Genomic DNA, 11,800 nt, shown 5'->3' with positions numbered 1-11,800 from the left:
AGCGGGGTTTGAGTCCGGCCAGGCCCTTTTCTTTTAGGGCTTTTTTCCAGCGGTGGTAGGTGGCCCGGCTGATCCCGACCAGGTCCTGGATCTCCTTCCAGCTCTTTTTACTTTCACGCAGGGCTTTGACCAGTCGGAGCTTGCGCAGACGTTCCTTGACCTCTGGGTCGCCTGCTTTGGCCTCGGCCAGCCTCTGTGCTTGTCTAGCGCCTTGCCATATCTCTCGGCCAACGGTGGTAAACTGCACCTGGGGAACCTCCTTTCTTGGTTGGTTCCCCTCTTTTTATCCCAGCTTAGAGTCTCACATGTGTCCGTCCAGGTTCACACCCCTGCCCAGTGGTGGGGGTGTGCCCGAGGTGCGGGTTCCATCGGGCGAGCGAAAATGGCCACCCAGCTGGGTGGCGGAAAGTTCTCTTAGGGGGCGAGATCAATTGTTCAAAGCAGCCTTGAGCAAGGACATTTGCTTGAGCACCAGGTAGCGCACCACGCCTGTACCTCCCGTTCCACGCAGCAAAAGCACCAGCGAGAACTGTTGATCGATGCGGCTAAGCAGGAGGGTTTTGCCTAGGTACTCGAGGCCAAGGTTTTGGACGGAGGAGAGATGATACTTTTCCCCCATCACACCCGCGATGGAGAGTAGGGTGTGGAGGTAGGTGGCCAGTAGCTCTGGTTCTTCTAGGTTTTGGCCCTGCCAGGTCACCATCTGGCCTGCGTGGCTGATCACACCCACACTTTCGATTTCGGGTTTTTCCAGGAAGGGCTTCAGGGCCTCGAGCAAAGGCTGTGCGGGGCCAGGGGTATGGGGGCTCGAGGGCGCGGCTTCGGCTTGAGGGGAGGGAGCAGGGGGCGGTGGCGTGGTTGAAGACGAAAGCGTATCGGGCGCAGGGGGAGAAACAGAGGCCTCCTGGGCCTGATGGGTGGCGTTCAGGGCGCGTTCGATTTTGGGAAAAAGATCGTCGGGGGTGAAAGGTTTGGAAACCACATCAAAAGCACCTGCCTGCCGTGCTTGGGCTACGATTTCGTCGTTGACGATGCCCGAGATCAGGATGACCGGCACAGCCTGGGTGGTTTTGTTCAGTTTGAGCATTTCGCACAGCTCAAAACCGCTCATTCCCGGCATAACCACGTCGGCGATGACCAGGTGAGGCGGGTTGTGGCGGATGGCCTCGAGGCCTTGCTCGGCTGTCTCACTAGTGGTAACCGTCAGACCTCGAGTGGAGAGCAGACGCTCCAGCACTTTACGCACGCTGGTGCTGTCGTCGACGACTAGAACTTTGGCTCCTTGCATAGCTACAACAATGGTAGGCCCATATCCCGTTTTGTCTAGTGACCTGTGACCATAACCTAGGCAAGACAAAAGCGGGGCTTGGCCTAGCCCAAACCCCGCTTTTGTGCCAAGGTCTACTTGGTTAGCCTCGAGGTAGTTCCTCAAAGATATTGGTCCAGACGTTGATGACCTGGCCTCCACCGCTGCTTTCCCCGGTGGGAATAGTTTTGACCACCTCGAGCCGACCCATATCCAGCTTGTAAAGGTTGCCGTCGGCGTTGGAAAGGTAGGCAAAGGCCCCGTCGGGGGTGAAGACCGCGTGGCCCATCCGCCCTTTGCCGGCGACCACGTCCTTGATGGTGCGCAGGCCCAGCAGGTCGATGACGGTGACCACGTTGTTGCCGTAGTTGGTGGCGATGCAGCGGCGCCCGTCGGGGCTGTTGTAGGCGTGCCCCACCCCGGTGCTGGCGCAGCTTAAGCGGTGCAAAAGCCGCTTGGTGCGGGCGTTGTAGATGGCCACCTCCCGCCCGCGCAGGTTGTTGCCGGGGCCGCGGTTGAGGGCCAAGAAGTAGCGCCCGTCCTGGCTGAAGTTGCCGTGGTGGGCCTCGACGGCTTCCTCGCCGATGAGTGGCATGTCCATCTGGGCCAGGATGGGCAGCCCAGGCTTGGTCAGGTCGAAGACCACGATGCCCGGGCGTACCTGGGCGTTGCCCTCGTGAATCAGCCACAGCTCCTTACCATCGGGCGAGATGACCGGGTAGTGGGGTACGCTGGGCGAGGCGAAGGTGCGCACCGAGAAGTCGCGGGTGTCGACCACAATCAGCCGGTCGTCCACCCGATCCACGCTGTAGAAGTAGCGGGAGTCCCAGCTCCAGGCGTTGTGCATGGAGGTAACCCCTTTGGGGGCGTTTTTCACCTCGAGTTCCAGCACTTTTTCAATGCTGTCGTCGCCGGTCTGGAGGAAGACCAGTCGCAGCTTACCCTCGCTCAGACCCCAGTGGTCCACCCCTACCCGCCGGCCATCCGGGCTGACCAGGCCGTGCTTGGGCCGGTTGCCAGTCTGGATCACCTTGGCCACCTGCAGCCGCTCCATATCCAGCACCACCACCCGGTTCTCGCCCTCGGCGGCCCCGCTTACATAGACTTTTTTGGCGTCGGGGGTCATGCTGCCCAGGGTGGCCCCCCGGGCGGTCTCGAGGGCGGCAACCACCGCATCGGTGCGGGTATCCACGATGTAGGCCTTGGCGTTGGCGTTGAGGAAAACAACATAATCCGACCAAACCGGCTTTTGTGCGCTCTGGGCCTGGCCTGGGGCGGCCTGGGCCAGAAGGCCTGCGGCCAGCGTAGTGCCGGTGGCTTTAATGAATGTGCGGCGGTCGAGGGCATTCTCGCTCACACTTCACCTCCTGGTTTGGCTTGACGGGGATGATTGTACACGGGGGGAGGGTATACCGCAAAAAAGTAGGATTTTTTCGTATAACGCGAAAGCGCAGATAATTTGCGGTTGCTTTCCAAGCTAGGTTTTCTGGCTCGGGGCCAGGGCGCGAAACGCCTCGTAGCAGCTTCGCAGTACGGTTTGGGCTACGGGCCGGATCAACAGGTGGCCCATGCCCAGGGGTATCACCCAGTGGAGTGTATCCCCCCGCTTCTTTTTGTCCCGGCTCAGGTAGGGAACCAGGTCATCCCAGGCCAAAGGGGGTAGAGGAGGTGGGGCCAGCCAGCGCAGTAGGCTGAGCACAGTGGGCACCAGATCGTCTCCGCCGTGAGCCTGGCCCAACAGGGCCGCGAAGAGCAGGCCATAGGCCACCGCTACCCCGTGGGGCAGGCCGCCTTGCGTGGCCCCCTCGAGGGCGTGGGCCAGGGTGTGGCCCAGGTTGAGCTTGCGACGCTCGCCAGTCTCGTTGGGGTCGGCTTCCACGATGGTTAGCTTGACTGCCACCGCACGGGCCAGGTAGTCTTCCAGGCCTGCCCACCCTGGGGTCAGGGCTTCTACCTGGGTTAGGGCTTGGTCCCCGGCGATGATGCCGTGTTTGAAAGCCTCTACCAGCCCCTGTTTGAAGGTAGGTAGGGGTAGCGTCTGGAGGGCCTCGAGGTCGGCGTAGACGCCCAGGGGGGCATGAAAGGCTCCCACTAGGTTCTTTCCTTCGGGAAGGTTAATCCCGGTTTTATTCCCCAACGAGGCGTCCACTATGGCCAAAGTGGTGGTGGGCAGGCTGATATAGCCCACCCCTCGCAGATAGGTGGCGGCCACAAACCCCCCCAGGTCGGTTAGCGTTCCTCCCCCCACCAGGTAGAGGGTGGTGTCGCGGGGTAGGGCCTGCTGGGCTAGCCAGGAGAGTACCTGGCCGTAGCTGGCCAGGGTTTTAGCCTCTTCGCCGCCGGAAAGACCTAGGCAGGCAGCAATTTCCAGCCGAGAAGCCAGCTTTTGCGCAAAGCCCTGCACTGCCTGGTCGTAAAGCATGGCCCGGGGGCCGTGGGTTTGGGGCACCTCGAGGCCCTGCCCGATGTGAATGGGGTAGGGGATGGGGTGTCTAATCGCTAGCTTTCGCATGGGTCCATAGCTGCTGGATGATTTCTTCCACTACTTCGCCTGGCCGCCGGCCATCGGTCGAGACATGTAAGGGGGCCTGGTGATAGATGCCTTCCCGTTCGGCATAGAGCTTCTGGATACGCTCGAAGGGATCGGGGGCGTCCAGGATGGGGCGTTGGCCGGGGCGGCGGCTGATGCGCTCGAGGATGGTTTGCGGGCTGGCCCACAGGGCCACCACCGGCCCCCGCTGCAAAAGCCGCATGCGGTTTTCTGGGTTCACGAAGGTGCCCCCGCCCAGCGAGAGTACCAGGAAGTCTTTCTGTACCAGCTCAGCCACGGCCTCGGCCTCGAGCTGGCGGAAGGTGGCCTCACCCAGGTGGCGGAAGATATCGGCTACCGAAAGCCCCATCTGCCGCTCGATGTAACGATCTAGATCGATGAAATGGAGCAGAAGGGCCCGGGCCAGTTCCCGTCCGATGTGGCTTTTGCCCACCCCCATAAAACCGGTCAGGGCCACCCAGGTAACGGGGCGTTCAACCTCGAGCATAGGCGGAAAGGGCAAAATCCCGGCTTCTAGGCATGGCTCCTCAGCCTCAGTAGGCCAGGGTCCGCTTTTTATAGCGCTCCACCCGTTCCACCAGCTCTTCCAGCGTGTCGCCACCGAACTTTTCCAGATAGGCCTGGGCCAGTACGATGCCTACCAGGGCCTCCAGGATGACGCTGGCCGCGGGAACAGCAGTGGTGTCGGAGCGTTCACGGGCCGCATCGGCAGGTTGGTGGGTTTGTACATCCACGGTGGGCAGCGGTTTCATCAGGGTGGCGATGGGCTTGAGCGCAGCCCGCACCACCAGTTCCTCACCGGTAGTCATTCCCGCCTCGGTGCCGCCCGCACGGTTGCTCTGGCGATAGTAGCCACGGTCTGGCGCCCAGTAGATGGGGTCGTGCACCTGGGAGCCAGGGCGCATGGCGTTTTCAAAGCCTTGGCCGATTTCCACTCCCTTGACCGCGGGGATGCTCATGACCATCTGGGCAATGCGCCCATCGAGCTTGCGCTCCCAGTGCATTTGTGAGCCCAGCCCCACCACCAAGCCGCGGAAACGCGCCTCGATGATGCCGCCTAGCGTGTCGCCTTGGGCTTTAGCCTCGTCGATGCGGCGGATAACCTCAGCCTCGGCCTGGGGGTCGGTCATGCGCACCGGGCTCTCTTCCACCCGAGCCTTTAGGCTCCAGTCGAAGGGCACCTGGCTCCAGACCCCGGCCATGCCCGCCACAAAAGAGGCGCTTTCCACCCCGAAGTAGGAGAGCAGCTTATGGGCGATGGCCCCTACAGCCACCCGCATGGCGGTCTCGCGGGCGCTGGCCCGCTCGAGGACGTCGCGCAGGTCTTTGTGAGCGTACTTGATGCCCCCAGCTAAGTCGGCATGGCCGGGCCGGGCAGCGGTAAGGGCTTTTTTGCGGGGCTCATTGCCGGGGGCAGGGTCCATGATCTCGGCCCAGTTGCGGTAGTCGGCGTTGCGGATGACTAGGGTTACCGGTGCGCCGGTGGTGCGGCCTGCCCGTACCCCGCTGGCAAACTCCACCGTATCGGTCTCGATGACCATTCGCCGCCCGCGCCCATAGCCGCCCTGCCGCTTCTTGAGCCAGGGGTTGATGTCTTCTACCGTTAGGGGAAGCTGGCTGGGCAGGCCCTCCACAATCCCGGTGAGCTGGGGCCCGTGGGATTCTCCAGCAGTCAGAAAACGCATGTACAGAATCTAGCACACTTGCCCTTTTGTCCAAAATCCGAAGCTCAACAAAAAAGCCGGGCCAAGCCCGGCTTTCGCGATAAATAGAGGCTTAGCGCTGGGCCGTGTCTTTGACAATGTTGCCGGTGATAATCACGATCAGCTCATCGTCCTTAACCGAGGAGGTGCGTTGCTTGAAAAGCTCCCCTAATAGAGGGATATCGCCCAGCAGGGGCACCTTGTTCTCCGAAGTATCGGTTACTTTTTGAATCAGGCCGCCCAGTACCACCGTCTGACCGTCGCGGATGCGCAGCTTGGATAGCGTGGTCTCCTGGGGGATGCGGATACTACCGCTAGGCCCATCGACCGGGTCACCCCCGGTCTGGGTGAAGACCTCGAGCAAAATGTTCCCATCGGCGGTAATCTGCGGGCGTACCCGTACCAACAGGCCGTAGTCGAACTCCCGCACCGTGACCTGGTCGGCCAGCCGGATGGGAATCAGCAGGCGCCCGCCTACCTTAATCTCGGCACCCCGAGCCCCGGTGGCCCGGATGTCGGAGGTATCGGCCCCGTAGTTGTCTTCCACCAGCACGTTGGCATCGCTCAGGCGGCGGGAGAGGTTTTGCTTTTCCAGCGCGTCCAGTACGGCTCGGATGTTGAGCGAGGCCAGGCTGCGGGTGGCGTCGAAGATCAGGTTGAGGCCAGTGGAGAGGAAGCTGGCGATCAGGTTGCCGCCCGAGACGGTTTCCCATTTAATGCCCAGGTTGCGGATGACCTCGCCCTGCACGGCCTGTACCCGAATCTGGAGCTGCACTTGTTGAATTGGGCGATCTAGGGTGGGAATAAGGCGCTCGGCCAGGGCAATTTGCTCAGCCGAGCCAGTAACGATGAGGGTGTTGGTGCGGGGCTCAGCCACCACCGTAACCTGGGGGGCGGTTGGGGCTGCTGGCTGGGCCTGGCCCTGAGCCGGAGCGGGGCCTTGGGCCTGGGCGGTGATGGCCTTGCTCAGCACCTCGGCCAGCTCAACTGCACGGCTGTGGGAAAGGGCAAAGGATTTTTGTACCACCGGCGCAGTGGGGGCGCTGACCCGGGGTACATCCACCCGCTGTAGGATGGCCAGGGCCTCGGCCTGCTGGCGAGCCGTACCGGTGATGACCAGGACGTTTTGCCCAGGCACCACCCGCACGGTAATCCCGGGCACTTCCTGTTGGACAAGGGCGGCCAGGGCTGTAGGCTCGCCCGAGCGCACCTGATAGAACTCCCGGACCACCGGCTCACCCGGCTGGGCCGAAGGCTGATCCACCTGCCCTCGAGCCCGATCCACCACTTCCTTAGGCCCCACTACGATCACGTTGTTTTCCAGCAGGGCATACGTGATGCGCCCATCGCCATAGGTGGCGATGAGCAGATCCCAGACCTGGCGGAAGGGTTTTTTGTCGATATCGGCGGTCACGCTCACATTGGGGACATCCCGCAGAATGGGGGAGAGCCCCACGCTGCGGGCCAGCGCGTCCAGGAGGGCTGGCAAAGGTAGGTTGACGCCGATGTTGCTTACGGGCTGGTCGAAGCGGGCATCCCGGGGCAGGGTGCCTTGGGCCAACGCCAGACTCAACACCACCAGAAGGGCAAGAAATCGCTTCATATTCACCGCCTAGGGAGTATCTATCGTCAGGTTCAGGCTCTCCGAACCTTGTACCAAGAGGGCTTCTCTAGCGCTCAGACTTTTGAGCAGCACGTCGCTGCCGGGGAGGGTGCGCCCTACAGGCAGCACCACAAATCCATCCTTAGTCTGGAAGATGGCCACACTGGTTGGGCCTAGAACCACACCCGAAAGCCGCAGGTTTAGCTCACGCACAAAGCGAGCCAGGCTGCTTTCCTGAACGATTTCCGGGCTCCTGGCCAGGCTGCTTTTAGGCTCGAGCACCTGGGCTAACCGGGTATCTATCTCGGCTCGAGCGAAGTCTAGGCTGCTACTGCCGCTGGTTGAGGGGGGTTGCCCATCTAGGGCAGCAGCCTCCTGGGCTGGGGCAGGCGTAGTGCTGAGCTCGCGTTCTAGCGGGGCCAGCCGGATAGGCAGCATGCCACTACCCAAAGGAGCCGCGCTGGGCAGGGTGGTGCGGGGTGCAACCGGGGCTAAACGAGCCTCTCCTGCAGGGGCAGCCGAGCTTGCCAAGGGGGTAGGGCGGGTACCTGGCAGGCTGGGGCTAGGCAGGGCCGTGGTGGGCTGGCGAACCTGAACCCGCGTGGTCTGGCTGGGAATGGGCTGCGCCGTCACTGCAGGTGCAGGAGTGGGTGGGCTGGCCATGGCGGTTGGGGTTGGGGCAGGAGCGGCGGTTTCGATAATTAGGGGAACGAAGGGGTTGGGGGGCACCGTTACCCGGGGGCGGGCCAGAGCAGCGTTGGCCGAGGTTTTCTCGGGTTCCTCCGCTTCGCTGGGCCGGGGAGTCTCTGTCACCAAGAAGGGCAGGGGGAGTACCTCGAGGGGCCGGGCAGTGGTTGCTGGTGGCGTAGCAGGGGTGGTAGGGGTACCCACGGGTGCAGGGGTAGGGATCGGAGTGGAGGGCTGTTGCGCAGTCTGACTGGGGCGGAAAAAGCCCAGGTACCAGACCGCCACGGCCCCGATCAGCAGGGCAGAGGCCAGAGCGATCTTAGCCGATTGGGGCATGCGCTGGAGGAAGTTCACGGCCGACCTCCGGGTTGAGCTTGCCCACTTTGGGCCTGCCCGGTGTAGGTGTAGACCGTCATGGTCAGGCTGGTATTGATAATGGGATTGGTAGCCTGGGCTTCCGTAGCGGCTGGCCCACTGCCACCCAGGGATAGGTTTAGGCCGGAGATGGTGGCGAAGCGCTGAAGGCCCTCGAGGTTTCTTAGGAAGACATATAGCTCGGGGAAAGGTGACTCTACCTGCAGGGCTAAGTTGGTAGCCCGTACACCCGCCACACCCTGGTTGTCCCCAGCCCCCCGGCTAAGGCTGCGCAGCACCACGCCGCTTTCCCGAGCTTGTTGGGCCAGCGAGGCCAGAACCCGACCGAGCTGCTCGGTCGGGGGCAACTCGCGCAGGAACTGCTGGCGTTCGGCCTCGAGGCGGGCAATAGTTTCGCGCAGCTGGGGCAGGGCGCGCTGAGCCGCCCGACCCCGGTCGCGCTCGGTGGTCAGGCGATCTACCTCGGCCTGTAGTTCGGGAATGCGGTCTTGAAGCGGCTGGGTTATCAGGAAGTACCAGATCATACCCAGCAGCACAGCCGCAACCATGGCCACGATGGCCCATTCGCGCTGGCCCATTCTAGCGAGAAGGGCTATCACTGCCTTCACCTCCTGTGGTGTTGCTGGCGGTGGCCTGGGGTTGGCTGACCAGGCCAATCGTTGCCCCGAAGGTATAAAGCTGCCGCTGTTGATCCAGGCTGGCGTTTTGGAAGTTGATGCCGAAGCGGGGCGAGGTTTCAAAGGCCTCCACAAAGCGGATTAGCGCATTCTGTCCGATGGCTTCGCCTTGTAGGCTGAACTCCACGGTGACCGGCTTGCCGTCGTAGAGGCCACTTTGTTGGTTGCTTTGGATTTCCTGGGGGGTGAGGACTTTGCTGCCGATGCTGCGCAGGGCTACCCCGAAGCGACGGCCCTCCCGGGGAATCTGGTTGATAACCTGGGCCAGGTTATCGGACCAGGGCACAAAGCGCTCGCGCAGTTGGTTGCGTACCGATAGGAGCTGCTCGAGCTCGCGCTGCTGCTGGTTGAGCCGGTTCTGCTCGGCGATAAAAGGCCTGAGCACGTCTACTTCCACTTGTAGCTGGTCGCGCTGGTTTTGTAGGGCCTGAACCTGGGATAAGGTGGAGAGATGCAGGAAGGCTACCACCCCCAAGACCGCCAGCACCACCGCCGCAGCTACCAGCCGCCACCAGCCCGGCTCGACCCGGCGGCGCAGGTTTTTGGGCAGGAGGTTGAGCTTAATCAAGCGGATTCACCCCCCGCAAAGCCAGCCCCACCGGAACGGTAAACTCCGGTGCGAGGCCGCGCAGGTACTCGAGGTCGAAACGGCTTTTGTCGATCTGGATGCCCTGCCAGGGGTCGGCGGTTTCCAGCGGAATGCCTAGGGTATCGCCCAAAAGTGGCACCAGACTGCGTAGCTTGCTGCCCCCACCCGCCACAAAACCTTGGTCTACGCCAAGGTCGCCAACCTGCACCCGGAAAAACTCCAAGCTTCGCCGTAGCTCGGTGGTCAGCTCAACCAGCACCGGGCGGATGGCATCGTACATGCGGGCCGGGTTGAAGCGCTCCCGCTCGGCATCGAAGTCCAAAAGCAGATCCTCATCTTCGGTGGGAATGGTGGCCAGGCCGTAGTTCTTTTTGGCTTCCTCGGCATCCATGAGGTCGAGGTTGAAGGCCTTGGCAATGGCTGTGGTAAAGTCCTTGCCGGATAGGTTGATCACACGGTTTAGCAAAAGCCGCTCTCCCCGGGTGAGCACCAGGGCTGAGGACTCGGCCCCGATCTCCAGGAACAGGGTGATGGGCTCGCGGTCGGTGGCCACCAGCCGATTGGTGAGGGTGCGCAGGCCAGCGAAGGGCTTTACGTCGATCACCAGCGGTTCAAGCTCCGAGGCCTTTAGGGCCTCCACCAGGCTAGCCACGGTTTCCTGCCGGGCTGCCCCGACGACGACATCCATTTGCTCGCCCTCGGGGATGGCCTCGAGGGGGTCTAAGGGTGCATAATCCAGCACCACCTCGTCGATAGGGAAGGGAATGTAGCGCTCCGCTTCCCAGCGCACCGCTTCCTCCATCTGCTTAATGGGCATCTTGGGCACCTGCAAGGTGTGTGTGATGACCGCCAGATTGCTGGCTGCCGTAACCACGTAACGCTTGCGGGTGCGCATCTCCGCCAGCATTTCTTTGATGAGGTCGGTCAGAGCGCCCGGTTCGGTGATGGAGCCCTCCTGGATGACCCCCGGAGGTGTAGGCCTGATGCTTAGGTTCTTCAGGCTGGGGGGAGTCCCGGACAGCTCGACCATCTTGATGTTGGCCGACCCAATCTCGAGACCTATGGCCTCGACCCTGGGTCTTAGTAACCCGCCAAAGAAATCACGCACGCTGCCCCCTTTCCCACTCTAAAGCTACGTGCCAGTATAACACGGTGAATCGCCGTAGCAGTGCCCATATGAACTACCTTACCCAGCCTTTAACCTCGTGGTGGTACATTTGCGCAATAAAGAACCTGGACTCGAGGCCCACAGCACCAGCCTTTTACAAAGCCCGGGCTACGGCCTCGGCGAACTCTAGGGTGGTGGCGTGACCACCTAGGTCGGGAGTGCGGGGGCCCTCGGCCAGTACCTTGTCGACAGCGGCTTCGATACGATGGGCCACTTGGGCCTCGCCCAGGTGCTCCAGCATCATGGCTGCCGAGAGGATGGCCGCGGCGGGGTTGGCGATGCCCTTTCCGGCAATGTCCGGGGCGCTGCCGTGAACCGGTTCGAAGACAGCGTACTTCTCGCCTATGTTGCCGCTGGCGGCAATGCCCAGCCCGCCCACCAGGCCCGCGGTCAGGTCGGAGAGGATGTCGCCGAACAGGTTGGTGGTGACGATCACGTCGAAGCGCTCGGGATTGCGCACCAGCTGCATGGCGCAGTTGTCAATAATGATGTCCTGGGTTTTAACCTCGGGAAACCGGGCCGCTTCTCCCAGCACGGTGTTCATAAACAGGCCCTGGGTCATGGGGAGTACGTTGGCTTTATGGGCCACGTGGAGTTGTTTGCGGGGGCGGCTGGCCGCCAGCCGGGCAGCGTACTGGCCGATGCGGGCGCTGGCCTTGCGGGTAATCACCGTGTCGGCAATGGCAATCTCCCCCTCCAGGTAGCTGCGCTCCTGCTCTACGTACAGCCCCTCGGTGTTTTCCCGCACCACCACTAGATCCACGCCTGGCCTCGAGCCCGGAATGGGGTGGTGTTTGGCCGGGCGTACGTTGGCAAACAGGTCGAGTTTGCGGCGCATGTAGCGGATGGCCCCAAAAAACCCCGGAACTTTTTTGGTGGGGCTGGTGGCTGCGCCAAACAGGGTTGCGTCGGTATGGGTGACGGCCTCGAGGGTCTCCTCAGGCACCGAGATACCTATTCGCTCGAAGGTTTCCCAGCCTGCCTGGGCCTCAACGAACTCGAGCTTAAGCCCGGTGGCCTGCAAAACCAGCTTGGCCGCAGGAATTACCTCATGGCCGATACCGTCACCTTCAATCAAGCAGATTTTATAGCTTTTCATCTCCCGTACTCCTTGGGCACAAAATCCCCCATAGGCATAGGC

The 11,800-nt window shown here is 62.2% G+C and carries 12 protein-coding genes; all 12 read right to left on the bottom strand.

Translation table 11 applies throughout. The annotated features are described in order from the left end of the window. Positions 1-247, bottom strand: a 247-nt coding sequence (locus G552_RS15000; RefSeq protein WP_156890698.1) for a helix-turn-helix domain-containing protein, incomplete at its 3' end; no start/stop codon positions are given. Between the two features lie 180 nt (positions 248-427). After that, positions 428-1,288 carry a response regulator gene (locus tag G552_RS0107980; protein WP_027882567.1) on the bottom strand — a complete coding sequence of 287 codons (861 nt, stop codon included), beginning with the start codon at positions 1,286-1,288 and terminating at the stop codon, positions 428-430. A 121-nt stretch (positions 1,289-1,409) separates the two neighbouring features. Continuing rightward, on the bottom strand, positions 1,410-2,663 hold the full coding sequence (locus tag G552_RS0107975) for a beta-propeller fold lactonase family protein (protein WP_027882566.1): 1,254 nt from the start codon (positions 2,661-2,663) through the stop codon (positions 1,410-1,412). Positions 2,664-2,783: 120 nt separating this feature from the next. Then, on the bottom strand, positions 2,784-3,818 hold the full coding sequence (locus G552_RS0107970) for a 3-dehydroquinate synthase (protein WP_027882565.1): 1,035 nt from the start codon (positions 3,816-3,818) through the stop codon (positions 2,784-2,786). Further along, complete coding sequence (locus G552_RS0107965) at positions 3,799-4,344, bottom strand: shikimate kinase (RefSeq protein WP_027882568.1); 546 nt, start codon at positions 4,342-4,344, stop codon at positions 3,799-3,801. Before G552_RS0107965 ends, G552_RS0107970 begins: the two co-directional genes overlap by 20 nt. Positions 4,345-4,390: 46 nt before the next feature. Further along, on the bottom strand, positions 4,391-5,542 hold the full coding sequence (gene aroC / locus G552_RS0107960; RefSeq protein WP_027882564.1) for a chorismate synthase: 1,152 nt from the start codon (positions 5,540-5,542) through the stop codon (positions 4,391-4,393). Positions 5,543-5,633: 91 nt separating this feature from the next. Next, complete coding sequence (locus tag G552_RS0107955) at positions 5,634-7,163, bottom strand: secretin N-terminal domain-containing protein (RefSeq protein ID WP_027882563.1); 1,530 nt, start codon at positions 7,161-7,163, stop codon at positions 5,634-5,636. Between the two features lie 9 nt (positions 7,164-7,172). Beyond that, positions 7,173-8,204: a hypothetical protein gene (locus G552_RS0107950; protein WP_027882562.1), complete on the bottom strand. Its 1,032-nt coding sequence runs from the start codon at positions 8,202-8,204 to the stop codon at positions 7,173-7,175. Continuing rightward, entirely contained in the window at positions 8,201-8,803 is a 603-nt protein-coding gene (locus tag G552_RS0107945) for a type IV pilus inner membrane component PilO (RefSeq protein WP_027882561.1), read from the bottom strand. Before G552_RS0107945 ends, G552_RS0107950 begins: the two co-directional genes overlap by 4 nt. A gap of 1 nt (position 8,804) precedes the next feature. Beyond that, on the bottom strand, positions 8,805-9,470 hold the full coding sequence (locus tag G552_RS0107940) for a competence protein (RefSeq protein ID WP_027882560.1): 666 nt from the start codon (positions 9,468-9,470) through the stop codon (positions 8,805-8,807). Beyond that, positions 9,463-10,599 (bottom strand): type IV pilus assembly protein PilM, encoded by a 1,137-nt coding sequence (pilM, locus tag G552_RS0107935; RefSeq protein WP_027882559.1) that lies wholly within the window; start codon positions 10,597-10,599, stop codon positions 9,463-9,465. The genes G552_RS0107940 and pilM overlap by 8 nt, the downstream gene beginning before the upstream one ends. Before the next feature lie 154 nt (positions 10,600-10,753). Continuing rightward, positions 10,754-11,758 (bottom strand): isocitrate/isopropylmalate dehydrogenase family protein, encoded by a 1,005-nt coding sequence (locus tag G552_RS0107930; RefSeq protein WP_027882558.1) that lies wholly within the window; start codon positions 11,756-11,758, stop codon positions 10,754-10,756. Positions 11,759-11,800: the final 42 nt, after the last annotated feature.

It is taken from the genome of Meiothermus rufus DSM 22234 (assembly GCF_000423425.1).
GTDB lineage: Bacteria > Deinococcota > Deinococci > Deinococcales > Thermaceae > Meiothermus > Meiothermus rufus.
This window is presented reverse-complemented; position numbering and strand designations above follow the sequence as displayed.